Source organism: Staphylococcus sp. FSL W8-0304 (assembly GCF_038006565.1).
Lineage (GTDB): Bacteria > Bacillota > Bacilli > Staphylococcales > Staphylococcaceae > Staphylococcus > Staphylococcus epidermidis.
Map to the genome: position 1 here is coordinate 99,286 of NZ_JBBOVL010000001.1, position 26,325 is coordinate 125,610.

The following is a 26,325-nucleotide window of genomic DNA, read 5'->3' on the forward strand; positions in this document are numbered from 1 at the left end:
AAACAGATTATCAAATAAAACTTGGTAATATAAAAGGTAATTCTGAATAAACTAGCTCAGTATCCAAAATCATTTCTGAAATTGAAAATGCGAATAATAATGGTTTGGAAAAATGTCAAAGGTCATTCGATGGATGGTTTTATGATTACACCTGGAAGTGACTAAAAAAATCAGTACTCTTAAGATGATTTTTTATATGGAAATTCATAAAGCATCCTTCATCACAAAGTGAAGGGTGCTATGTTTATTTATAAGTGTTATATTTAGAAATGACTTACTGCTCATTATCTACAAAGATTTGTACATTGAAAATATTGATTGTTTTAATAATAGGAGGTCATGTTGTTATTATGAGTCAGTTTAAGGACACATTATATAAACTATTTGAGCCAATGATGAAAATAGAGTTCTATCAAAATCTTTTGGTTAATCTTTTAATTATACTTGCTTATATCTTGATGGGTATGATTGTAATTGCGATATCAAGAAAGTTAGTTACTAAATTTTTCAACGTTAATGAAAAGAAAAAGAACCGTCATAAAATTAAGAGAAGTGAAACACTATCCACATTGATTCAAAATTTAATAAGTTATGTCGTATGGTTTATTGTCCTTACGTCAATACTTTCACGTTTCGGTATTAGTGTATCAGCAATTTTAGCAGGAGCTGGAGTTGTTGGTGTTGCCGTTGGTTTCGGAGCACAAACAATTGTAAAAGACATTATTACTGGTTTCTTTATCATATTTGAAGGACAGTTTGATGTGAGTGATTATGTTCAAATTAATGCATCTGGGGTAACAATTGCTGAAGGTACGGTTAAAACAATTGGTTTAAGATCAACGCGTATACAATCAGATACTGGAGAAATTTATACATTACCTAATGGTATGATTAGTGAAATAGTTAATTATTCTGCTACAGATGTTTCACCTATTGTGATGATACCGATTTCTCCAAATGAGAATTATAAAGTGATAGAAGAGAAATTATTAACATTTTTACCTACATTAAAGAATAAATATGACATATTTGTATCCGCACCAGATTTACTTGGTTTAGATAGTGTTGATGGCAATGAAATGGTGATTAAACTTTTAGCACATGTTAAGCCTGGAATGCATTTTCCAGGACAACGTTTACTTCGTAAAGAGGTCATACAATACTTTAGTGAAGAAGGCATTCATATTCCGAAACCAACACTTGTAAAACTTGATAAAGAATTGAATAAAAAAGAATAGTCTGTAGATTCATTTTTTATGTGAAAATTCATAAAGCATCCCTCATCGCAAAGTGAAGGATGCTTTATTTTTATTATGATCAGTCATGAGTGATAGTGATTTGAAAAACATTATTGAATAAAGTTGTTATAACGTCATCATGTAAGAAATTTCATAGACAGTATCTTGTATTGATACATTGTATACACACTATTCATTCTGACTTTAGTTATATTTAAACAAAAAGAATATTTAAAATGTTAAGTTATATATAAGTGTTTAAGAAAATTATGTTTTTAGTTATAATTTATACGAATATTATTATAAAGGAGAGGTTAAATGTTTGTTTCTCAATCTGATATTAAGAATGTAGCCGAAGAATATAACTGGCTGAAAAATGAAACACAAAAAACTAAAGAAGTAATAGAATCTAAAGGATTTCCATGTGTTTTTGGCGTACAAGGTCATAAGAAGCAAGTACATTTTTATTCAGCATTAAACTATCCTTATAATCCTAAAGATTTAGCTGAAGATATTACTGATTATTTGAAAGAGTTGGATAAAATGTCCCCAAAAGATAGAGGTGTTTCAGGATTACTAGTATTTTTTGAACCTATTGGTGAAATGAATATTCATGCTAAACAATTCATGGTCTGGAAAGTTCTTTCAAAAATGAAAAGTGAATACGGAGATCAAGAAGATAATGTGGATGACAATCCATTAGAAGATGGATATTCCTTTCTATTTAAAAATGAATTTTGGTTTATTAATTTTAGTTCAAATAGCTATAAAAATAGAAAATCACGGAATCTTGGAGCTTTTATAACATTAGCTATGCAGACTTTAAGTAGATCTGATGAATATTTTAATTCAAATATAAAAACTAAAGCTAAGGCACAAAAGACGGTAAGAAACCTTGCAGAAAAATATGATGGATGTCCAGTACATTCAGGTTTAGGTCCTGTGATTGGTTCAGGAAAATTTTCGCCAGCGAAATTATCATATTTTATTGGTGATACAAATGATGAAAAATCATATGAGCCGTGGAGATTCAAGGAATTTGTACCTAAAAGGATTTTTATAGATAATACGATATTTGAAAATAATTTAAAAGCAATTAGTGATTTTCAAAACTTATATATTTGGGGGAGTGTAGAGACTTTCTCAAAAAATACGAATATTGAATATATGAATAGCAACAACATACTGCTCACAAATAATGCCATAACGATAGATAAATTTAAAGAAAATATTAATATCGCAACATTTGATAAAAACTTGGCAGCTCAATATCATATTTTTAATATAGATTATTTCAATGACTTATTAGCTTTAAGGTATTAAAAATAATCATTTAATCAATGTATAGAAAAGAGGGCTAATATTGTACAAAAATATAATTTTTGATTTTGATGGGACAATAGCAGATTCAAAAAAATGTAGTTTGATTGCAACAAAGAAGGCTTTTTCTGATTATGGATTAGAAGAACCAAGTGATAGTCAAATTGAATATTATATGGGTATTCCTATAGAAAAATCATTTGATCTCATGAGTTCAGTAGAATTGAACGAAAAAGAACATAATGAATTGATATCACTATTTCGAAAAAAATATAAAGAAACTGAAAGTACATATTTAGAAATGTATGATAATATGTTAACTCAACTTGAGACGCTTCATCAAAAAGCGAAATTATTTGTGGTTTCTAGTAAAAAAACAGATGTATTAAAAAGAAACTTAAAGATTTTAAAGATAGAACATTTATTTTTAGAAGTGGTAGGATCAGATAAAGTTAAAGAATATAAACCATCTCCAGACGGCATTTTATATATAGTCAATAAGTATCATTTAAATAAAAATGAAACGATATATATCGGAGACGCTATATTTGATATGCAAATGGCGCATAATGCGGGGGTATCTTCATGTGCAGTTACATGGGGAAGTCATAGTGAGGAGAAATTAAAATTAGAACATCCTCATTTCATAATCACAAATGTTCATCAATTGAAATTTGAGGGATAGCTCATGTCGACGTATAAAATAATAACTATCATTGGATTTTTAACTATGTTTATTGTTGGAGTATCGGATTTAATCATTGTTGGAATGATAAGCGAAATGAGCAAAGAATTTCACATTAGCGTTTCTTTCATAGGTCAGTTAGTCACAATCTATGCTATTTCATTTTCTATACTTAGTCCGATACTGACGAGACTAACGAGAAATATCAATGATAAAAAGGTACTTGTATATAGTTTAGTGATTTTTATTTTACTGACATTAATTACTACTATTGTCAAAAATTATATTTCACTTTGTATCGTTAGAGTAATGCTAGCTGGTATCGCGTCATTAATTACTGTAAAGTTAATGTCAACAGGAGCGAATATGGTACCTATTGAAAGTAAATCTTCAGTTATTGCTAATATTTATGTTGGGTTTAGCGCTGCGAATATACTTGGAATTCCAATTGGAACATTAATTGCGTCTTATTATGATTGGAAAGTTCCATTTTATATTATAGCAACTATCACTTTTCTTTGCTTACTGAGTGTGATTTACTTTATACCAGTGAATATAAAGCATGATAAAAATTATACTAAGAAATATACGGTCACCAATTATAGAGGCACTGTTATGATGTTATGTTTTTTATTATTTATGATGATATCTAACAGTATTTTATACACATATTTAGAACCTTTAGTTAGAAGAAATGGACATGATATTTTTATTGTTAGTCTATGTTTGTTTGTATCAGGTATTGCTGGAGTTTTAGGGTCAAAATTAGGTAATACTTTATCAGAAAAAAAGGGATATTGTAAATCAGGTAATATGATTATATTGATATATGTGTTATCTATAATATTTATCCTGTTTATGGGACAAAATGTGATTGTTTTAACTTTATGTGTATTTACTTGGAATTTATTTCACTGGGGAACAAACCCTACAGTTCAATATGGTCTATTGAAATTTTTACGAGGAGATCCTAGCCAAATACTAAGCTATGATATTTCAGTTTTAAATTTAGGTATAGGGTTAGGTTCATTTGTTGGAGGAATTTTATTCTCTATAGATAATAGTTTTAATTTGTCAATAATTACTTCAATTTTATTAGCTATTTTATCATCGTTACTTTTAAAGGGTGCTAGTCATTCAGAAAATGAAAAACCATTCTAGACTAGATTTTTGACGGATAAACATAACGGTTTAAAATAATTGAAAATAGGATTTAGGAACGGTCAATTCAATTGTGTAGTACATTTTTAAATGATTGAGATTAGAACTTGAGACTAAATCATAGAAAAATAGCCAGTAAATGAGTTTATGATAGTTTCATTTACTGGCTTCCTTATTAATCATACTTCGTATCGTTAACTTTCTTTCTTAGAGGATAGCTTCAGCTTGTAGCCTTATTTTCTGTAGAACTTCACTACTTACGCGTGTTTATATATAATATGACTTTAAAAATTAAGGTTCTTTCACAGAATTTAATAAATAACAATAAACTAAATTAACAGGATGCCTAATTAGAATTTTTACTTAAACAATTTCATAGTTAGTGTTTGAAACAAAATCTTATAGATAGATGACAAAGTTATTTTATTGATATTATATATATAACCTTGAGACATATATAGGGAGGTTTTAAGTCCTACTACAACACAGAAGATTTCAATCAAAAATTCTACAAATAAAACAAGTAATTTTATCCTGTTTTCGTGGTTTTTTATCATTTTTTAGAGCGTAATTATTATTTATCATTTAAAAAATGATACTGGAGGAATGAAGATGACAAAACGCTTAATATTATTCGACTTTGATGAAACTTACTACAAACATCATACGCATCAAGCGGATATGCCTTATTTAAGAGAAATGGAAGGTTTATTACAGAATATAACTACTAAAAACAATGTCATTACGGCTATTTTAACAGGAAGTACTATAGAAAGCGTACTTCAAAAAAATGAGTAACGTTGGTATGTCATATAAACCTCAACATATTTTTTCAGATTTAAGTTCTAAAATGTTTACATGGAATAACTGCGAATATATTGAATCTGATGAATATAAAAACGAAGTGTTGACAGAACGTTTCTTATTGGAAGATATATTAGATATATTAAAACATGTTTCTTCTAAACATAAAGTAGCGTTTATACCACAAAGAACTTTTCGAGACAATGAAACATTGTACAATTTCTATCTCTATTCTTCGGGTGACATGCATTTAGATAAAACAATTTTAGAAGACCTCACTCAGTATTCTAAGACAAGGGACTATACGATGACATTTAATCGTTGTAATCCTTTAGCAGGTGATCCTGAAAATGCTTATGATATTAATTTTACTCCAAGAAATGCAGGCAAATTATATGCCACAAAATTTTTGATGAATAAATATGGTGTTCCAAAAGAATTGATTATTGGCTTTGGTGATAGTGGTAATGATGAAGGGTTTTTAAGTTATTTAGATCACGCAATGATTATGTCTAACAGTCAAGATGAGGAAATGAAGCGTAAATTTAAAAATACAAAATATCCTTATTACAAAGGTATTTATACACATGTACGCGAATTTATAGAATCTGATAATGTTTAAAATATGGAATTATTGAAATAGGAGAGGTGGCAAAAGTATAAGTTGAGATCATAAATAAGCTAATTCTTCTTTATTAATCGAACATCTTCTATATATTTAATGAATTTTCGATATATCTACTTTTCGAATTAATTTAGTCATTAAAATTGAAATATATACACTTTCTATAACAATCAAAAATAGGGAATAAGACAACACATTTTTCTTATTCCCTACCCAGGTATTACTGAGTTTAATTATTTACTTATTTTAATCAGTTTAGTTAATAATTACCGCCCTGTCCTTTTGCACGTGCTTCAACTTGTCCTCTTAAAAATTTCATATACTCATTAGATTCTTGAGCACTTTCGTGAATAGTAGCAGCTTCATCATCTGACATGCCTTCTGTATACACGTCTAGAAATTCATCATCTGACATATGTCTAGCATCTTCTGCTGTATATTTAGAGTGATGTGCTTCGCTAGTTGTACCACCAGCAGATGGTTGGAATTTCCCTTCTTTTGTAAAACGATCTAAAGTAGGCGTCATTTCATCCGTTGTAATCGTGCCATCTTTATTTACATCTGCTCTATCGATTTCATCTGCTAAAATTTGAGCTTCCTCATCATTGACGTTAAAAGCTTCTCTTAACTGCTTTGCTTTTTCACTAAGTGTTTTAGTTGATGTCCCATTTGATACTTCGTTTGTTTGGCTATTAACTTGATTTTGCATTTCACCTTGTGAAGTTGTATCTTCATGAGTGTTTTTATTGGAAGTCTGAGCCTCTTTTGAAGCTATATCAGTGTTCGATTTTGAATCTTTATAATGACTGTATTCCAATCCCCCCGCAAATCGTAGCATTACAATGAGAAAAACTAGAATCAGTCCTGTAAAAAACTTTTTCAATTAACTGCCCTCCAACTCTTTTATATTTTATTTATATTGTTTTATTAATTTATTTTTAAACACATTTCTACTGTTAATTTAAGGTATATAAATATTAGTTTAAGAAGTATAAAAGCATGTGTTATAAGTTCTTTTAAGTTTAGTTACTTCTAAATCTATAAATTTTTAAATATTGTGCAAATTATTTAGGTGATTAGTAGCAATTATAATTATTATAAATTAAAATAAATTTAATAACGGGAATTAACAATCAAGGGAACAATAATGTTTTTACAAATTTACGTTATCAAACTATGGATTTAGTAATCGTGTAAAACTGGTTGAAGTATGAACGACACATATAATCACAGCAGTGACAATTTCTAGATTTAAAGGAGAGAAACGAAATGAAAAAACATGTGTTAGCAATCGGAGCAATTACAGTAACAACATTACTTGCAGGATGCGATTTTGGAGATTTGATAGGACAGCATCAGACTGATAAGCAATCAGAAAATAGTAACACTCAAACCGAGCAAGCTTCAAATAATAAAAATTCAAATTCTAATAATGGTCATTCAAGTGATAACAATGAGTCTAGAGATAGAGTCGAGGATTTAACTCAATCGCAAAAAGTAGCATTAGCTATCAATGATCCCTCAGTTTCTCAATATGCCGTTAACGCAAGTGAATTAAGAAATCATTCATTTTATGCAAACTATAACGGTGGGGGCCAACGTAAAAGTATTCATACGTATCAGTTGGAAGCATTACCAACAAAAGTAGAAGGTGCGCCTAGTGATATGAAATTCTATACTGCAAAACCATCTAAAGGATCATTTGTGACGCTTATCGGTATTGGTAATCAAAAGGTATTAATTGCAGGCACACAAAGTTCAGGAACATATCAACAATATGCGCATTCGGAAGCAGCAAGAGAATTAGATTTACATGAACTATTAAATAAATACGGTAAAAGTTCAAATTATAAAGATATAGCAAATCAAATTGCGTTTACACAAAGTCAATCATCAAATTCAAGTGAATCTAACACGTCAGATGAAGGGACGTCTAACAGTGATAGTGATACATCTAATGATGATAAAGTTACACGTAGTAATGTGATAGATAAAGTTGAAGCGTATGAAGGTCACCCATTAGATACTGATACATATACATTTAAAGAACCCGAACAGAACGAAGACGGAGATTGGGGCTTTTCTATTTTAGATAAGGAAGGCAACCTCGAAGGTTCTTATATTGTGACATCTGATGGTGAAGTTACAAAATACGATGAAAACGGGGAAGAAATAGAGTAAAAGTATATTCAACTGTCGAAATTAAAAATTTAGAAAAAGAAAATTGATTTCCCAGGAAATTGACAACGTTAGCATATTAAAAGCTAGCGTTGTTTTTTGTTTGTTTAACATTAATTCTTCTTTGTATTTTTCAATTTTTATTTTCTAAGCACTTCAATTTTGATTGATGGATGGTCTGGAAAATATTCAAACACATATGGATTGAGCAAAGATTTTTAGTTTTATGACTTTTAAAGTTCAATGCCAATGATACAATTGGAATAAAGCAAAATTTTTAATAAAGTAATAAATGAAGAGGGGATAAGTTATTCAAATGAATCATTTTGGTAAGCTTCATAGTATATCATTAATATTAAATATTATGTTTTTAATACTCATGCCTAAAATCTATAGTTTTGATAATATTTATTTATCAATAATTTGGACTTTGTTAGGAATAGCAAATGCTGTCTACTTATTGATTAAGCAAAGACAAGAAAACACCATTAAACGCAAATGAATTAAAAAGAACTCATTTATTATGATGTGCACTCCAGAAGTTGGCCTAAAATCTATCTTTATGGGGTGTTTTTTATGATTGAATATGATAAATTTTATTTTAAAATTAAAGTTTTCAAGAATATTTAAATGGTTAAAAAACAAAGTAAGAATAAAAAATATCAAAGGCTTGCCTCCTAAAAAATTGTAGAAGACAAGCCTTTAAAATATTACACTAAATTATACTTCTTGTGGTTCAGTATAAATTTTTAGTGTTCTTTCTTTTTGTCTAAATCTTTTTTGATTTCATCGGGTGATTTAGATTCATTAGCCGGTTTAAGTAATTTAAATATTTTAACGTCTGCTGTAAGTCCACCTCCAAATTGATAATTGTTTTCAGGTGACGCAAATGCATCAAAATCATCTTTTTTATTGTTATTGATATAGCCTTCAATAACAGTGTCACCCATTGGTCCCTGTTTTAAACTTGTGAAATGGACTGATTTGATAGTATTAGGTTTTTTGGTGTTGTATTTTAGATAAAGCGTGATACGTTCTTGTTGCTCCTTGTAGTAGATTTCTTTTTGTTTTGCTTTTTCGTCATATTTCATTTTGAGATAGACACCTCCAAAAATGATTAATATGACACTAATAAAGATCAAAATTTTCTTTTTTGACATAGATATAGTTCACCGACTCCTAATTTGAGTTTACCGAATCAATAGCTTACATAATAAAATTGTTTATTTATTCACGATATTAGACGCACGTATTGAGAAATCAAATCATAAATATTAATAAAAATGATTTTCTACAATAGATGTTTATTTGATTTTGATAACGTCCTATTATGTTAACTCTAATAGCTTATTACAAAAATAAGATCTATAAAGTTATTATGTTCATTTTAAAATAGCCTCCGCGAGGTTGTTTTACTTGCTTAACTCTTTGTGTAACAGTTGCCATATGTATGCTCCTTTACGCTTATATTTTTAAGTTAAGTTTTGACCTCTGATTTTACTATAGGCATCATGTTTTTAGGTAAAGCTATATAGTAACAACCTATATTATCTCATACAATGTATTGGTTTATTAAAGACTTAAATATTTAGTCTAAGAGGTGTATTAAATACCTATTTTTGGATGTTTCATATATAACTTTTATAAAATATATATAATGATGTTTTTTGAACTATATTGATTAATGTAAAGATTTAATTTATATTAATGTTAATATTTATATTTTTAGAAAGGGGTCTTTAAATTGAAAAAAATTCTGGTGTTAAGTTTAACGGCATTTTTAGTTTTGGCTGGTTGTAATTCAGGTGATAAGACTGATACTAAAGATAAGAAAGAAGAAACAAAGCAAACTTCAAAGGCAAATAAAGAGAACAAAGAACAACATCATAAGCAAGAGAATGATAATAAGGCTTCAACTCAATTGTCAGAAAAAGAAAGGTTAGCATTAGCATTTTATGCGGATGGAGTAGAAAAATATATGTTAACTAAAAACGAAGTGTTGACAGGCGTGTATGATTATCAAAAAGGAAATGAAACAGAGAAGAAACAAATGGAACAATTGATGTTAGAAAAAGCTGATTCGATGAAAAATGCGCCAAAGGATATGAAATTTTATCAAGTTTATCCGTCTAAAGGACAGTTCGCTTCAATTGTTGGTGTAAATAAAAATAAAATATTTATAGGTAGTACGCAAGGCGCACTGATTGATTATCAAACATTATTAAATAATGGCAAGGAGTTAGATATTAGTCAATTGTATGAAGATAATAAAGACAATCGCTCATTGGAAGAAATGAAGAATAAAATAGGGATTGTTGATAGTGGAGCAGCTCAAAAAGCTGATGATCCTGATAAAAATTCTGCAAATACGATGGCACATATGAGAAGTCAAATTTATGAAAAAATAAGTGACTTTGATGGTAAGTTAGATAATAAAACTTATCTATGGGACAATATTAGAATCAATGACGATGGTAATTGGACAGTTCATTACCGTAATCATGATGGTGAAATTATGGGTACTTATAAGAGTGAGAAAAATAAAATTATTAAACTTGATCAAAATGGAAATAAAATTAAAGAACAACAAATGTCTAATTAAATGACAGGCGTTTAAAGCGTTTAGAAACGTGTTGTTTCTAAACGTTTTTCTATATAAAAATATAAATTGTGTATGAGATTTATGAAAATACATTTACAAGGAAATAGAATAAATAGAGATGATAAAGACATTTCTAATGTAAATATCGAGTCTCTCAGTGTTTATGTTGCAAGTTCAAATTGAGTTAGAAGGGTTGTTTAAACCTTGTTTAATGTCACGTTTAATATACTAAATGCTTGTAATTAAAATAAGCCAAGGTACATTCATTAACTGTACTTTGGCTCAACTTATGTTATATGCACTTTATATTCAACTTCACTTCTTTTTCTTATCAAAATACGGTACAACAAATATTACAAATAAAGCACATGCAATAGGTAACAAAGAACCTAAATTTTCCAATTCATTCACTCCTTATTTTATGTACAATATCAACACTATTATTCTTCAGAAATACTCTTAATTAATATTATTGCGCCAACAAATAACATACAGATACCGATAAAGAAACGTCCATTAACTATCGCAATCACACTCCCTAAAGATAACATTGTAGAAAATAAGTGGCGATGTGATTTTTGCATTTACGACACTCCTTCTGATACTCATAAGATAATTGTTGGCTTAAAGATTTTTAAAATCTATTTATATAAAGTGAGTATTTATAAAACTTTGCTATTTAATGTATTACATTTCTAATTTAACATTATATAGAATAAAACAATATTAAAAAAGTAATTTTATAGAAAGAGGAAATGATGAAATGAAAGAATTTAAAGTAATCATAGTTATTTTATCTTTAATTCCATTTGAATTTTTAGGAATTTTTACGGACTATCAAACAGGTTTATTACTAGGTTATTTTCCATTTGTAATTATATCGATACTAATAAGCTTTTCAATTTTTAAATCAGGGGTTAAAGGCAATATTAGTGTTGTCTTAGCAAGGTTAGTGGGGATATTGGTGTCTTGGATATGTGTCCATTTATTCATGGATGTTGATAAGACTTCCGGTTATTTTAAACCTTTTACCACAGATGTTTTTTCAATTATTTTAGCCGGCATTCATATTATAGTCATTACGCTAATTTGTTTAGTTATGTATAGCTTTTCTTATCGCAATAAGTAAGTTAAGAAAAATTAAGATTTCCTAGATGATGTGATAAAAAAATGAAATAGAATTAGCATTGAATTGTTGTTCAATCCTATTCTTCGAACACAACTGACTTTATTTACGGAATTTTTGTGTGGAATGGTCTTTGCTTGGACCTCGGCCTACTGATGAACCAAATTTGAAATAAGAATATTTAATTTTGTCACCAACTGACTATATGTTAAGAATCCTTTAGATATTTATTTGTGCTATAGTCCTTTCTTTATATATTTATTGATATAACTTTATTGATTTAATAGTTGTCTTTTCTGGAAGGAAGTTATATTTAATATTGATTGTAAGTCCTGCGGGTTTTTTATTAATATCTAAACGATAATAACCAATAGGCCCACCCCCTTGGTTATCTGACGCATTTTCGAAATCGGCTTTCTTTATAGTTTTTAAAAACTGATATGTCTGCTTATCTTTAGCAATCTTTTGAAGTTGCTTTGTGTCATGATGTTGTATGGATTGATTTAATTGGTGTTCACTTGAGTGAATCGCCCACATGTCGAAGAAGAAAAAGTTAATAACAACATAACTACAGGCTTGGATAAAGAGAATAGCAACTATAAAAATCAATCTTTTCATTGATATGCACCTTATTTTTAATGAAATATTTGCTTCTTATATTTAATTTATCATAATATTGTTCAGTTTAACTTGAAATTCACGATGTTCAATATATGTTCATCATTCTATATTTTGTATAAAAAGCATGGACTATATTTAACAGTTTGCTCATTTACTTTTCGTCCCACTATATGTTTAAGTGATCAGTCTAAAACTTATTTTTATGTCACTTTTGTAAATTGCTCGAGATTTACTACTACTAAATATTAAACAACCTCCCTCTGACTCAACAGGGGGAGGTTCATTTATTATACTTACCGCTCGCATGCTTATACTTCTGAGCGTGCATCCATACGTGCTTCAAAAGTATCGAGTAGTTCTCTTGCTTCGGCAATGGATTGGGTGTTCATTAATTGATGGCGGAGTTCGCTAGCGCCTCTAATGCCGCGTACGTAGATTTTGAAGAATCTGCGTAAACTTTTGAAGTGTCGGGCTTCATCTTTATCATATTTTTCAAATAAAGAGAGATGTAAGCGTAATAAACCTAATAATTCTTTGCTTGAATGTTCGCGTGGTTCCTTTTCAAATGCGAATGGGTTATGGAAGATCCCTCTACCAATCATAATGCCATCAATACCATATTTATTTGCGAGTTCTAGACCAGTTTGTCTATCGGGGATATCACCATTGATAGTTAATAGTGTATTTGGCGCAATTTCATCACGTAATGTCTTGATAGCTTCGATTAATTCCCAGTGTGCATCTACTTTACTCATCTCTTTACGGGTACGTAGATGAATGGATAAATTTGCGATATCTTGTTCGAAGACGTGTTTTAACCAGTCTCGCCATTCATCGATATCGTAATAACCTAAACGTGTTTTTACACTGACCGGTAGACCACCCGCTTTAGAAGCTTGAATGATTTCGGCTGCCGTTTCAGGTCGTAGAATTAAGCCGGAACCTTTACCTTTTTTCGCAACATTTGCGACAGGACAACCCATATTTAAATCTATACCTTTAAAGCCCATTTCTGCTAAGCCGATACTCATTTCTCGGAATTGTTCTGGTTTATCGCCCCAGATATGCGCTACCATTGGCTGTTCGTCGTCACTAAAAGTTAAGCGTCCGCGCACACTATGAATACCTTCAGGGTGGCAGTAACTCTCAGTATTGGTAAATTCAGTAAAAAATACATCTGGTCTCGCTGCTTCACTGACAACATGCCGAAAGACAATATCTGTCACGTCTTCCATAGGTGCCAGAATAAAAAACGGACGTGGCAATGTACTCCAAAAATTTTCTTTCATGATTTATTTAAACCTTCTTTATAATAATAATCTCGAATTTTTACGCATGATGATATTACCATAAAACTCACATAGCTGACTACAACTTTTAAATAAATGATTAGTGAGCCTTTTGCGCTTATTTGTTTAATATATGTTTAAAGTGGTAAAGTCTATATATGTACTATTTTAATATATAAATTTAGAAAGGAACATGTACATGAGTGAAGCAAATCATAAAAACATCGTTGTTGTAGGTGCAGGAATTATTGGTACGTCAGTAGCGACAATGCTTTCAAAAGTAAGTCCTAACTGGCATATCGATATGTTTGAAAGACTAGAAGGCGCTGGTATTGAAAGTTCAAATGAAAATAATAATGCTGGTACAGGCCATGCGGCATTATGTGAATTAAACTATACAGTTGAACAAGATGATGGTTCAATTGATGCATCTAAAGCGCAAGAAATTAATGAGCAATTCGAATTATCTAGACAATTCTGGGGTAATTTAGTTAAAAATGGTGATATTTCTAATCCTGAAGAATTTATCCAACCATTACCTCATATCAGTTTCGTTATGGGACCAACAAACGTTAACTTTTTAAGAAAACGTTATGAAACACTTAGAACAATTCCAATGTTCGATAATATTGAATATACAGAAGACATGGAAACAATGAGAAAATGGATGCCATTAATGATGGAAAACCGTGAGCCAGGACATCAAATGGCAGCAAGTAAAATTGATGAAGGTACAGATGTGAACTATGGTGCGTTAACGCGTAAGCTAGCACATTACTTAGAACAAAAATCTAACGTTTCATTAAAATACAATCATGATGTTGTAGATTTAACACAAAGAGAAGATGGCAAATGGGAAGTTGTCGTTGAAAATAGAGAAACTAAAGAAAAAATAACTAAAATAGCAGATAAAGTGTTTATTGGTGCTGGCGGTCACTCTATTCCGTTATTACAAAAATCTGGCGTTAAACAAAGAGAACACCTAGGTGGTTTCCCAATCAGTGGTCAATTCTTAAGATGTACAAACCCAGATATTATTAAACAACATGCGGCTAAAGTTTACAGTAAAGAACCTCAAGGTAAGCCACCAATGACTGTACCACACCTTGATACACGTTATATCAATGGTAAACAAACATTATTATTTGGTCCATATGCGAATATCGGCCCTAAATTCTTGAAATTCGGTTCAAATTTAGACTTATTCGAATCAATCAAACCATATAACATTACTACAATGTTGGCTTCAGCAGTTAAAAATGTACCTTTAATTAAATATTCAATTGATCAAATGATCAAAACTAAAGAAGGTTGTATGAACTATTTAAGAACATTTATTCCTGATGCTAAAGATGAAGATTGGGAACTTTACACTGCTGGTAAACGCGTTCAAGTGATTAAAGATAGTGAACAACACGGTAAAGGTTTCGTAGTATTTGGTACTGAAGTTGTCAATTCAGACGACAATTCTATGATTGCATTATTAGGTGAATCTCCAGGGGCTTCAACATCATTATCAGTTGTATTAGAAGTTTTAGAGAAAAACTTTGCTGATGACAAAGAAGCATGGGAACCTGTTGTTAAAGAAATGGTACCAACATACGGTCGTTCATTAATCAATGACGAAAAATTAATGAGAGAAACACGTCGTGAAACTTCTAAAAACTTACATTTAAATAGATAAGTATTTTAAAAATAGAATGATATGTCACGAAATAACGACATGATGTGTGCACCCCGTAGCATTAGGTAGAAAGTCTAATGTTACGGGGTGTTTTTTATAGGAAATAGGAAGGAGGTGCGATTTAATTGAATAAGGGAGATATGTGCGATAGTGAGGTATAAAGACAAAATGTGAACAAGTTGAGTGAATACTAAAAACGGATACTATACTTGATTCTATAAAAAGTAAAAGAAGAGGTGTTTAAAAGTATAAGATCGTTGTTATGTCGAAATATGTTTGATTATTCTATTTGTAAGTATTATGTCGGTGTTGTGGAGGATGAAATTTATTATTTCAGCGAACGATATATTGAAAAGTTATTTTTGATCAAGATAGATTTCAAGATTTATATTAGGAAAAAATAATGTAGATTATAAAATTTAACAAAGTACAGTGACAAAAGAAGATGATTTTGGTGAAGTCATAGATAAGAAAATGAGATTGTTAAAACACTTCGGAGCACACTTCATTATAAAGTGAAGGTGTTCTAAATTTATGTTTGCTCATCTTTCACACTGTAAATTAAAACTGTTTATAACTTACATGTGTCTTAAATTAAAACAAACGAAATTACCTAACCCATGTGTTCGGCTATATAGTGTAAAGGTTGCGTGACGAAGTGCGAGCTAATAAAGGTAAGTGTGAGGGTTGTCTGACGTAAGACATACAGCGCTCTAAAAATAGCTCACCTATCTCTACCATTAATAGAACAGTTTGCAAATAGTAATTCTAAAACTTATCACTGGCATATCTACGTTTTTGTATTAAAAACCTACAATCACCTACGTTTAAATAGCGTATTTTTCAAAATGTTGCTTTAAAGATGTGCGTTCTGAGTCGTGTGATTATAGGCTTTTTATTTTATATATTCATTAAATTCTCTTCTTGACGAATACGTGCAATCAAGAAATAAGCATATGGAACTAATAAGAGTGCTGTGTATGTAGCATGTGTTAGTAGCAATACACCGATTAATTCTGGAATGATATTTAAAAAATAATTTGGATGTTTTGTTACTTTATATAATCCTGATTTGATAATAGGGTGATTTGGCAGTATAAATAATTTCAATGTCCAAATGCGCCCTAGTGTCTTTATGACTATAAATAACATGATATAAGCGACGATCAATATGATTAAGCCAATGCCGTTAAGTAGACTAAATGTATCCTTATGAATAAATGTTTCTATAGCTGCACTCATGTAAATGAATACATGCGTAATGGCTAGATATTTTGAATTTTTCACACCATATTCCACAGCGCCCTCTACCTTTAGCTGTTTTGCGTGTTGCATAGATATCTTTAAGCTGATGAGTCGAATACAGAAAAAGATAAATAAAATAGTTAAAATCATGATGTCCTCCATTGTTTGTTATATATATTCTTTTGCTCGTACAATACAAAGTATTTTATAGAGAAAATGTTTCAAATGCCATTAACTATTTATTAACTTTAGCACCAACTCATAACTCTTCTAACACCTCACATATTAAGTTCAGTTTTTCGGATAACCTAATAATTTTAAGGCATATCAAATAAAAAGTTCTAGTTTTATTGTTTAACAAAATCTTAATATCATCAAAAGCTTTGTAAGGTTGATAACATGTCATTCTCTACAAGTATAGACATTTTGTGTTAGTGAATATGATGGTTCGAAACAAAAATATATTTTAAAAACCATGCATTTATAATGCAGAGATTTGATATAATATAATTATTATTTATAAATGCTAATGTATGCTATGAAATAATATAGTTAAAAAATTAAATGCACGAAAATATAGATAGTTTGTAGCGTTGTCATAATGTTGAGCATTGTAACTAGAATCAATAATTCATCTGACTAATAGTTTTACAAGTTTCAAATATAGACGAAGTGTACTGAAGCAATACAAAATACGAAAGGTATTGAGTTAAACATGAGGAATAAAAAAATATGGATATTTAATGCAACTAATGACTTTGTAGGTAATCCTAAATGGTTGTTCATATATGTGAATAAATATAGAAAAGATATCGATGCATATTGGATGTGTGATAATGTTCAAGTGGTAAATTACGTTAAAAGTTTAGGATTCAATGCTGAATTATTTCATTCCAAAAAAGCAGAAAAGATTAAAAGCATGGCAGGTGTATTTGTCGTACATCAAGTGAAAGAACATATCCCTGTAAAATTTGAAAATGAAGTCGTCATACTAAATCTATGGCATGGGGTCGGTATCAAACCTATAGAGCGATTTGTTGACTCGCCAGGAATTAGATATCGTACATATAAAAAATATATCAAGTATAATGAGATGTACCATAATAACCAATTATTTTTGGTCACTTCACCACTTATGGAACAACATTTTACAAAAATGCTTAATTTAGATGAAGATCAAATCATCCGAGCAGGTTATCCAGCAAATATGTTTAATAAAGCTGAATTTAGATCTTTTGATCATTCTATTAAGCGGCATAAAGGTTTAAATGCTGAAACTAAAGTAGTCTTATATGCTCCTACTTTCAGAGATTATAAGATGAATAATTTTTTTGGTGAAGCTATACCTGATATGGCAAAGCTTCTTAAAACTTTAAAGAAAAATAATATTTTGCTAATTATAAAATTACATTACTTAGTTAAAAATGATGTGAATTTCACAACTGCCAAAAAAATGTATGAGAACCATCCAAATATTTTGTTTTGGGATAATAAGAAAGACATTTATGAAATATTCGACCAAATAGATTTAGGAATCCTAGATTACTCATCTATTTATTACGATATGTTAGCTTCAGGAGTTAAAAAGTTCATTAGATATATTTATGATTATGATAAATATATGGAAAACAGAACTTTAGTATATGATTACAAAGAAAAAACTTCAGGTGTGATTGTTTCAAGTTTTGATGAATTATTAAAAGCTCTAGATCAAATTGATGCTATAGAAATTAACGAAAAGAAAAGTAAGGAAATTATAAATGAATTTTGGCAATATGACCAGGACGATAAAAATGGTTTTGAAAAAATTATAGATACAACTTTAAAATTTAGTATTAAAAGGAAACAATTACCTAAGTTATATAGCTTTGATATATTTGATACGTTGATACAAAGAAAAACATTAAGACCAGATGGTATTTTCTATTATGTTAAAGATAAGTTATTAAGAATAAGTACTGATATACCGATATATGTAATACAAAATTATCCACGTATTAGAATCCAAGCAGAAAACTATGTTAGAGATTATTATAAAAAGTCTGAATTTATTCGTGATGAAAAAAGAATCGAAATAAGATTTATAGATATCATTAACAGAATTAAAAATATTCACGAGCTCACAGATGATCAGGCGCAACTTCTATATAATTTAGAAATTGAAGCGGAAATAGCAAATGTAGAAGCAAAAAAGGATAAAATTAAAGTGCTTCATAACTTATTAGACAGTTATCAAGACGTCATTCTAATAAGTGATATGTATTTGCCTAAAGAAGTTATCTTAGAAATGTTATATCAAGTAGACCCTAGATTAACTGAATTACCTCTTTATCTATCAAGTGATATAGGTAATCAAAAATCAACCAGTACACTATATTTAGATGTGTTTGAAGATTTAAAGTACAATTATTCAGAATGGATTCATTATGGGGATAATAAGCATGCAGATTTTAATGTTCCTAAAAAGTTAAATATCAAACCTATTTATCATACAATAACTAAATTTAATGGGTATGAAAATAAAATTTTAAATAGGAATAAGAACTATGATACATTCTTACTTACAACACAAATAGCAAGATTTCGTGAAAATGATAAAAGTAGATTAAATTACTATGTATACAGTTATATAAGTAGTTATTTCATACCATACGTGAGCTGGTCTATTAAAAAAGCAATTAAAGAAAATATTAAGACGCTTTATTTTATATCAAGAGACGGTGAGTTACTTAAAAAAATTGCTGATGAAATAATATCAGTGAAAGGATACAATATCAAAACTAAGTATATATATGGGTCTCGTAAAGCCTGGAGAATTCCTTCGTTTATTAATGAAGTGGACGAAGAGTTCTTTTCGCCTTTTGGTAACTTTACAGGGTTAACGAACTTTGATAGTACCTTACGTGCGTTGTATATCAGTGAACAAGAATTTGACGAGATATTTCCACAGTTAAAACATATTAAAGGATGTTCTGAATTCACAAAAAGTACAAAAGAATTAATTAGAGTTTCTGCTCAAAATAATAATAAATACAAAAATTTATTACTAAAAAAAGCTCATGAAGAACGTAAAATTGTGAATGATTATTTAATTCAAGAAATTGATTTCTGTGAAAAATTTGCTTTCGTCGAATATTGGGGAAGAGGTTACACGCAAGATTGCTTAGATCGACTCTTAAATAACATTAGCGATCAAACAATTAATACGATATTCTTCTATGCAAGAAGTATTTATCAAACAGTAGGAACATCAATCAGATATAACTATACTAGTAAAATGACATCATTAATATTTATTGAATCAATATTTGCCAATATGCCATATCAAAGCATTCCGGGATATCGTAGAAATAACAACATAGTTGAACCAGTGATAAATTTTAAAAATTATAATAAACAATTATATGACGCAATGGACAAAATATTGCCACTATTCATACAAGAATTTTTTAATAAAAAATATATAGATGAAGATGAAGTTGAACGTAATTTCTATGATTTTGGTGTTGAGTATTTTAAAAATAATCCTGAAGATGACTTTATCGTTGAATTCTTTGCACCACTCAAAGATTCAGTCATATTGTACGAACCTGAAATAGAATATGCACCTGCCATTAGCTATAAAATGGCTTCTCAAAAGTTGTTAGGAAAAAAAGTCCCGTTAAAAACTAAAAATAAAAGAATGTCATTAAAAAGATCGCCAATAGGAGTTCAAAAAGCATATCAATTTCATATTAAATATTTAAAAAACAGAAAATCAAAAATTATACGACAACTTCTGAATAATAGAGTGATTAAGGCTATTATGAAGTTAAAAACTATTTTAAAATAATGAATTAATTTTAATAGTTTCATTGGATAGCAATAATTGCAGACTTTTAAGTCTGCTTTTTAAATATATACGACGTATTAATAGCGTGAACATCATAACAATGAGTTTTATTGTTGTGTTAGCGAGACTATAGATATTTCGTCATTTTCGAAGTTATGATAAGTTGATTTAAAATATCAAAATATATTTGAAAAGTTTTATATTTAAAGTATAAGAATGATATTTCTTTAGGATATATAAGTCGCTCTATTCAGGACCTAAATAAATATGTAAAATAAATGTTGTGTTATGTATATTTTTAAATAAAAAAGGATGAATAAAATGAAATTTAAAAAATTATTTATAACAGCATTAGTAACAACTGTTCTAGTACCATCATTGATGATTTTAGATACACAGCATGAGGCAAAAGCAGTAGGAAATTATTATTACAATGGCATGGAAGATCATAATGCGAGTGCTGCATATCATAAAGCGAAGAAAGTTGATAGTAGTCAAATAGTCATCAAACGTTATAACTATGCGCATAAAAATAAATATAAAGCAGTAGGAAGAGTATCGAACATGGATGGCTGGAAAGGTCCGGGCAAAGATAGTATGGGAACAGGATTTATGGTAGGCAATCATACGTTTGTAACCAACGCACATGTTGTAGATAAGAAAAATGGTCAAAGAACGAGTCCAAGTAAAATAAAATTTCAATTAAACAGGGACGGTAAAAAGATTCCATATCAATTCCATGCTATAAAGATATATAAAGTTCCTTCATATGATATGGTGGTCGTTGAAACTAAAGAAAATATGGCTCAAAAAGCTAATGTGCAACCACTTAAACTTGCAACTAATCAACAAATTAAGCGTTTAAAATTTAACAAGAAGTTATATTCTTTAGGATATCCAGTGATGAACGGAAACAATACATATGCATACTGGAATAAGTTACGTTTTTTACAAGAAGCATCGAATCAATCAGAGCTCATGACAAAAGATAAATTTAGAGCTGGTGATTCAGGATCTCCTATGGTAGATAGCCAGTACGTTGTTTATGGGGTCCGTACGTATGGATATAATTTAAGAGGTAGTTCTAATCATCCTTATGCCAAACAAGAAGTTGCAGGTGGAGAATCATTATATGGTAATCCGAGAGTTTTTATTCTTAAGCATAATAAGTAATACTACTCAAGTTATGTCTACAATGTATTCTAGAATTGTTGAAACCCCCTTATTAATTGTACGCTAATATATAAAATTAAAGTATAAATTAAAATTACGTATAATGAACGGTTGAGTTATTTACGAAATTTTAAAATTGAGTTTAATTTGTATTAAACAAGCAATGATACTCTATAGATAACTTAATTGGGAGGAGGGAATACGACGTGGAACACGTTTCTAAATTAGGCGAAGCGATTGTGGATACAGTAACAGCAGCACAAGCAGAAGATGATGCTGAATTGGCAAAAAGCATCGTTAACATCGTAGCGAATGCAGGTGGCATCATTCAAGATATTGCTCACGCATTTGGTTATTAATATTGATACGCATATGAATGATTTTATTTATAATCATCTGGGACATCAATGATTGTCTCAGATGTATTTTTTTGCAATAATCGCCATTGCTAGAGTGAATCTTCTAATTATCCTCTTATACAAATTAGTTCTATCCTTATTTTGTAACAATGAATTCAAAATTTATGTTTATCTTCACATCTAAAATATGCAACACGTACCATTTCTCGAAATTCTTTTACTTTCCTCATTTAATCACACACTTTATCTACTTCACCCACTTATTGTTATCACTTGCAACCTTCATACTCTAAATGTAAACTTTAAAATGTAATAAGTTTACATTAAAGATAGGTGACATGATAAACATGAACATATTTATAACTGGAACGAATACTGACATCGGTAAAACGTATGTTACTAAATATCTCTATAAGGCATTAAAAACGAGGGGATATCGGGTATGTATTTTCAAACCTTTTCAAACTGAAGAAATCGGTGGAGGTAGATACCCAGATTTAGAGATTTATAAAAACGAATGCGATTTAGACTATGACGTCACGTCACTTTACACATTCAAAGACCCAGTTTCACCACATTTAGCATTTAAAATTGAAAGGCATCAGCAATTGAACCATCAAACAATGATAGACAAACTCGAATCACTAGAAGCACAATTCGATATGATTCTCATTGAAGGTGCAGGTGGTATTGCAGTGCCTATCTATGAATACAGTGACCATTTTTATATGACAACAGATTTAATTAAAGACACATCGGATTTCATTGTGAGCGTCTTACCTTCAAAATTAGGTGCGATTAATGATGCCATCGTTCATCAGAAATATATTGATCATCATGAACTCCCCCCGAATGTGTTAATCATGAATAACTATACTGATAGCGCTATTGAACAGGATAATTTACATACCATTGAAAAATTAACACATAAGTCTGTTTATACGTTAGGTCATCAAGCGACTCAAGAAAGCTTTTCCGAAGCATTTATACAACGAATGATAGGAGGATCCAATGACTAATACACGAGAGTTAAATCATAAAGATGCACAGTATGTATGGCACCCATTCACACAGATGGGAGTCTATGCTAAAAATGACAATATTATTATTGAAAAAGGTCGCGGAAGTTATTTATACGATACTGAAGGCAATAAATATTTAGATGGTTATGCGTCATTGTGGGTCAATGTGCACGGGCATCAACATAAAAAGTTAAATCAAGCCATTCATAAACAACTTGATAAGATTGCCCATTCTACGCTATTAGGTTCGTCTAATATTCCATCGATTGAGCTTGCCGAGCAGTTAGTCAAATTAACACCAGATCAATTACAAAAAGTGTTTTACTCCGATACGGGGAGTGCGTCGGTAGAGATTGCTATTAAGATGGCTTATCAATATTGGAAGAATATCGATGCTAAACGATATGCGAAGAAGAATAAATTTCTTACATTACATCATGGATATCATGGAGATACTATAGGTTCTGTTAGCGTTGGTGGTATCGATAGTTTCCACAAAATTTTTAAAGACCTTATTTTTGAAAATATACAGATAGAAACACCGTGTTTATATAAAAGTAAGTACCGCAATGAAGCGGAAATGCTTAATTCAATACTGAATCAAATTGAAGATATATTATCTGAGAAAAATGATGAAATAGTAGGATTTATTTTAGAGCCACTTATACAAGGTGCAACAGGTTTATTTGTTCATCCACATGGATTTTTGAAAGCTGTAGAACAGTTATGTAGAAAATACGATGTGTTACTGATTTGTGATGAAGTAGCTGTTGGTTTCGGGCGTACGGGAGAAATGTTTGCCTGTAACCATGAAGATGTACAACCAGATATTATGTGTCTGGGTAAGGCAATTACAGGCGGTTATTTACCGTTAGCGGCAACTTTAACATCTCAAAAGATATATGATGCTTTTTTAAGTCAGAGTCATGGTAAGAATACGTTTTTCCACGGTCATACATATACAGGTAATCAGTTAGTTTGTTCCGTAGCACTTGAGAATATTAATCTTTTTAAAAAGAAGCATCTGATTGGGCACATTCAAAAGACATCTCAAACATTAAAGCAACGCCTAGAGGCACTTCAACCTCATAAAAATATTGGAGATATTAGAGGGCGGGGATTAATGTATGGTGTGGAATTAGTTGAAAACAAATCAACGCAGACACCACTCGATATTCCTACTGTAGAACTGATTATACGTCGATGTAAAGAGAATGGATTGATGATTCGGAATTTGGAAAATGTCATCACTTTTGTACCTATTTTAAGTATGTCTAATAAAGAAATTAAAAAAATGGTTAAAATTTTCGACAAAGCCTTACATCAAACATTAAGTAAGAAGTAAGAGGGTATTTATGGACATTAAAGCACAGTTAAAACAGATACAAGATAAAGGTTTATATAGAGCGCTTCAACCGATTCAGTCCGTAGAAAAACAATATATTTATATCAATGACCAATCTTATATTAATTTTACTTCGAACGATTATCTCGGTATAGGACAACTTGAATATCAACCTCAAAATTTCTTAGATTTTATAAAGACATATAGTATCCATCTATCAAGTTCTAGATTAGTGAGTGGCAATTCAGTTGTTTATCAGCAATTAGAACAGGCAATCAGCGAGTATTTTAATTTTGAAGACGCCTTAATTTTTAATAGTGGTTACGATGCGAATTTAGCGGTATTTAATATTTTTAAAAATAATAATGTCGTTATCTTTTCGGATCAACAGAATCACGCCAGTATAATAGACGGTATTAAATTAAGTGGTCTATCAAAAGTGATTTATCAACATTTAAACTATGATGACCTGGAAAGTCATTTAGCGCGGGACTCGCATCCAGATGTTCAAAAAGTGATTGTCTCTGATAGTGTGTTTTCTACTAATGGTGCTAAAGCAGATATTAATAGGCTAGTTAATCTCAAGCAACGTTACAATGCGATTTTAATTATTGACGCATCTCATAGTTTAGGATTAAATCTCTTTGAGTGTCATGCAGACATTGACATAGTTACCTCAAGTTTATCTAAAGCGTGGGGAGCCCATGGTGGCTTGATACTAAGTTCAAAAGATATAAAAGATTTAATTATTAATAAAGGTCGTTCGCTTATCTACTCGAGTAGTTTACCTAGCTATCATTTGTATTTTATTCAAGTGAGCTTACAACATGTGATTGAAGATACATACAGACGCGAGAAGTTGAATGCACTTAGTGAATATTTTAATCACCAATTTATGGAATTATTTCCCAATCAACCATTATCTAATACACCCATCAAAAATATCGTTTGTGATAGTTTGGTTTCAGCACAAGCACAATACGACATGTTATTTGAACATGGTATATTTGTCAGTTATTTAAGGTATCCAACAGTGTCACAGCCAACATTAAGAATTTCATTATCCTATTTTCATGACACAGATGATATTGATCGACTTTTCAATGTAATGAAACAATACGATGAAGGTGATAGCTATGTATAGTATAAAAATGCGTGCAAGCCATGAAGATATTCATATTAGCGGTGCTGAAACAATGTGTGAATTTGAAGATTTAGAAAATTATTTAAAAAAATATTTTAATAAAGCCTTTAATCATGAAAATGGAAATATAGATTTCTTAAATTTGAAAATTGAAAAGGTTAAGGCACCGATTCAAACGTTAGTAGCATTACCAGTGGTTGAAAATTTAAACGATACATTAACACAATTAGCGAAACAAACAGATGTTTCTGAATATGCGCTAAACAAAGGGTTAGAATATATAAAGAATGATATTACTTATACTGGAGCCATTATTCTATCTGCACAAACCGGACAACGACTTGATAGCACTGAACAACGAGGTATCAGGGTAACTCATTTAGCATTTAAAACATGCAAACGTAATGGAGAAATATCAGAAAGAGTAAAAGATGCACGTGCACTTGCAACTTGTATCAATGCATTTGAAGGTGTAAAGGCAGAACTATGTGTATCAGACGATTTGCATTACACGACTGGATATTATGCGTCGCCTAAGTTAGGATATCGTAGAATCTTTAATATTAAAGAAAAAGGTACGCGTCACGGAGGAAGAATTATCTTCGTAGACGAAGGGATAAATTTAAATGCATATGTTTCCTTTTTAGAAACAGTACCTAAAGAAATCATAGAAAAATAAGGAATAATGCTCAAAAGCTGGACGAAACGTCCTTCTTTTGGGCTTTTTTTATGTCTAACAATTTAAAAATACGTTCAAAACTTTTTGCGTATACATTAAATTATTGATATATTTTCTCTTAAAATGCATTAAATGTTATTTTTAGAAAATAATATCTTATATTTTAATATGACGATATTAATATTTGGGGAAA

At 30.1% G+C, this 26,325-nt stretch carries 22 protein-coding genes and 2 pseudogenes; 18 read left to right on the top strand and 6 right to left on the bottom strand.

Translation table 11 applies throughout. The features are described 5' to 3' along the window. The first annotated feature begins 350 nt into the window (after nucleotides 1–350). The 5 genes and pseudogenes from NST35_RS00460 to NST35_RS00480 all read left to right on the top strand — a co-directional run bounded on the left by NST35_RS00460 (nucleotide 351) and on the right by NST35_RS00480 (nucleotide 5,830). A complete protein-coding gene (locus tag NST35_RS00460; protein ID WP_002455953.1) occupies nucleotides 351–1,238 on the top strand; it encodes a mechanosensitive ion channel family protein in 888 nt (295 codons plus the stop codon). 318 nt (nucleotides 1,239–1,556) lie between these two features. Further along, a complete protein-coding gene (locus NST35_RS00465; protein ID WP_002458461.1) occupies nucleotides 1,557–2,561 on the top strand; it encodes a YqcI/YcgG family protein in 1,005 nt (334 codons plus the stop codon). A gap of 40 nt (nucleotides 2,562–2,601) precedes the next feature. Continuing rightward, the gene (locus NST35_RS00470) at nucleotides 2,602–3,243 is read left to right on the top strand and encodes an HAD family hydrolase (protein ID WP_002458460.1); all 642 of its coding nucleotides are present in this window, start codon (nucleotides 2,602–2,604) and stop codon (nucleotides 3,241–3,243) included. A gap of 3 nt (nucleotides 3,244–3,246) precedes the next feature. Further along, on the top strand, nucleotides 3,247–4,404 hold the full coding sequence (locus NST35_RS00475; protein ID WP_002458459.1) for an MFS transporter: 1,158 nt from the start codon (nucleotides 3,247–3,249) through the stop codon (nucleotides 4,402–4,404). Nucleotides 4,405–5,016: 612 nt separating this feature from the next. After that, nucleotides 5,017–5,830, top strand: a pseudogene (locus NST35_RS00480) (HAD-IIB family hydrolase). 262 nt (nucleotides 5,831–6,092) lie between these two features. On the opposite strand, the gene NST35_RS00485 reads toward NST35_RS00480, so the two are convergent. Continuing rightward, complete coding sequence (locus tag NST35_RS00485; protein WP_262614878.1) at nucleotides 6,093–6,716, bottom strand: hypothetical protein; 624 nt, start codon at nucleotides 6,714–6,716, stop codon at nucleotides 6,093–6,095. A 386-nt stretch (nucleotides 6,717–7,102) separates the two neighbouring features. Between NST35_RS00485 and NST35_RS00490 the strand changes: the two genes are divergently transcribed. After that, the gene (locus NST35_RS00490) at nucleotides 7,103–8,014 is read left to right on the top strand and encodes a hypothetical protein (protein ID WP_002458455.1); all 912 of its coding nucleotides are present in this window, start codon (nucleotides 7,103–7,105) and stop codon (nucleotides 8,012–8,014) included. A gap of 313 nt (nucleotides 8,015–8,327) precedes the next feature. Next, nucleotides 8,328–8,513, top strand: coding sequence for a hypothetical protein (locus tag NST35_RS00495; protein ID WP_002458454.1), 186 nt, complete (start codon nucleotides 8,328–8,330; stop codon nucleotides 8,511–8,513). 247 nt (nucleotides 8,514–8,760) lie between these two features. On the opposite strand, the gene NST35_RS00500 is transcribed toward NST35_RS00495, so the two are convergent. Continuing rightward, complete coding sequence (locus NST35_RS00500; protein WP_002458453.1) at nucleotides 8,761–9,171, bottom strand: DUF1433 domain-containing protein; 411 nt, start codon at nucleotides 9,169–9,171, stop codon at nucleotides 8,761–8,763. Between the two features lie 584 nt (nucleotides 9,172–9,755). Between NST35_RS00500 and NST35_RS00505 the strand changes: the two genes are divergently transcribed. After that, on the top strand, nucleotides 9,756–10,613 hold the full coding sequence (locus tag NST35_RS00505) for a hypothetical protein (RefSeq protein ID WP_002458452.1): 858 nt from the start codon (nucleotides 9,756–9,758) through the stop codon (nucleotides 10,611–10,613). Between the two features lie 440 nt (nucleotides 10,614–11,053). Here the strand turns inward: NST35_RS00505 and NST35_RS00510 are convergent, their stop codons facing one another. Beyond that, nucleotides 11,054–11,197 carry a hypothetical protein gene (locus tag NST35_RS00510; RefSeq protein ID WP_002447552.1) on the bottom strand — a complete coding sequence of 48 codons (144 nt, stop codon included), beginning with the start codon at nucleotides 11,195–11,197 and terminating at the stop codon, nucleotides 11,054–11,056. A 179-nt stretch (nucleotides 11,198–11,376) separates the two neighbouring features. On the opposite strand from NST35_RS00510, the gene NST35_RS00515 reads away from it, so the two are divergent. Continuing rightward, nucleotides 11,377–11,742, top strand: a complete 366-nt coding sequence (locus NST35_RS00515) for a hypothetical protein (RefSeq protein ID WP_002458451.1) — start codon at nucleotides 11,377–11,379, stop codon at nucleotides 11,740–11,742. A gap of 255 nt (nucleotides 11,743–11,997) precedes the next feature. Here NST35_RS00515 and NST35_RS00520 read toward each other — a convergent pair whose 3' ends face one another. Then, nucleotides 11,998–12,357: a hypothetical protein gene (locus NST35_RS00520; RefSeq protein ID WP_002458450.1), complete on the bottom strand. Its 360-nt coding sequence runs from the start codon at nucleotides 12,355–12,357 to the stop codon at nucleotides 11,998–12,000. Nucleotides 12,358–12,668: 311 nt separating this feature from the next. Then, entirely contained in the window at nucleotides 12,669–13,649 is a 981-nt protein-coding gene (locus NST35_RS00525; RefSeq protein ID WP_002447550.1) for a tRNA dihydrouridine synthase, read from the bottom strand. 199 nt (nucleotides 13,650–13,848) lie between these two features. On the opposite strand from NST35_RS00525, the gene lqo reads away from it, so the two are divergent. Beyond that, complete coding sequence (gene lqo, locus NST35_RS00530; protein WP_002458449.1) at nucleotides 13,849–15,333, top strand: L-lactate dehydrogenase (quinone); 1,485 nt, start codon at nucleotides 13,849–13,851, stop codon at nucleotides 15,331–15,333. A 272-nt stretch (nucleotides 15,334–15,605) separates the two neighbouring features. Then, a pseudogene (locus NST35_RS00535) lies at nucleotides 15,606–15,756 on the top strand (DUF4176 domain-containing protein); the annotation flags it as partial. 477 nt (nucleotides 15,757–16,233) lie between these two features. Here NST35_RS00535 and NST35_RS00540 read toward each other — a convergent pair. Continuing rightward, complete coding sequence (locus NST35_RS00540; protein ID WP_002458448.1) at nucleotides 16,234–16,728, bottom strand: isoprenylcysteine carboxyl methyltransferase family protein; 495 nt, start codon at nucleotides 16,726–16,728, stop codon at nucleotides 16,234–16,236. Nucleotides 16,729–17,293: 565 nt separating this feature from the next. Here NST35_RS00540 and NST35_RS00545 point away from each other — a divergent pair. From NST35_RS00545 to NST35_RS00575, 7 genes are all read left to right on the top strand, one after another. Continuing rightward, nucleotides 17,294–20,410: a CDP-glycerol glycerophosphotransferase family protein gene (locus tag NST35_RS00545; RefSeq protein ID WP_002458447.1), complete on the top strand. Its 3,117-nt coding sequence runs from the start codon at nucleotides 17,294–17,296 to the stop codon at nucleotides 20,408–20,410. Nucleotides 20,411–20,731: 321 nt separating this feature from the next. Beyond that, nucleotides 20,732–21,583 (top strand): trypsin-like serine peptidase, encoded by an 852-nt coding sequence (locus NST35_RS00550; RefSeq protein WP_002458446.1) that lies wholly within the window; start codon nucleotides 20,732–20,734, stop codon nucleotides 21,581–21,583. Between the two features lie 206 nt (nucleotides 21,584–21,789). Continuing rightward, entirely contained in the window at nucleotides 21,790–21,942 is a 153-nt protein-coding gene (locus tag NST35_RS00555; RefSeq protein ID WP_002458445.1) for a beta-class phenol-soluble modulin, read from the top strand. Between the two features lie 347 nt (nucleotides 21,943–22,289). Next, nucleotides 22,290–22,961 carry a dethiobiotin synthase gene (gene bioD, locus NST35_RS00560; RefSeq protein WP_002458444.1) on the top strand — a complete coding sequence of 224 codons (672 nt, stop codon included), beginning with the start codon at nucleotides 22,290–22,292 and terminating at the stop codon, nucleotides 22,959–22,961. Further along, entirely contained in the window at nucleotides 22,954–24,309 is a 1,356-nt protein-coding gene (bioA, locus tag NST35_RS00565) for an adenosylmethionine--8-amino-7-oxononanoate transaminase (RefSeq protein WP_002458443.1), read from the top strand. The genes bioD and bioA overlap by 8 nt, the downstream gene beginning before the upstream one ends. A 10-nt stretch (nucleotides 24,310–24,319) precedes the next feature. After that, nucleotides 24,320–25,453 carry an aminotransferase class I/II-fold pyridoxal phosphate-dependent enzyme gene (locus NST35_RS00570; RefSeq protein ID WP_002458442.1) on the top strand — a complete coding sequence of 378 codons (1,134 nt, stop codon included), beginning with the start codon at nucleotides 24,320–24,322 and terminating at the stop codon, nucleotides 25,451–25,453. Continuing rightward, a complete protein-coding gene (locus NST35_RS00575; RefSeq protein ID WP_002490396.1) occupies nucleotides 25,446–26,132 on the top strand; it encodes a 6-carboxyhexanoate--CoA ligase in 687 nt (228 codons plus the stop codon). Before NST35_RS00570 ends, NST35_RS00575 begins: the two co-directional genes overlap by 8 nt. The last annotated feature ends 193 nt before the right edge of the window (nucleotides 26,133–26,325 follow it).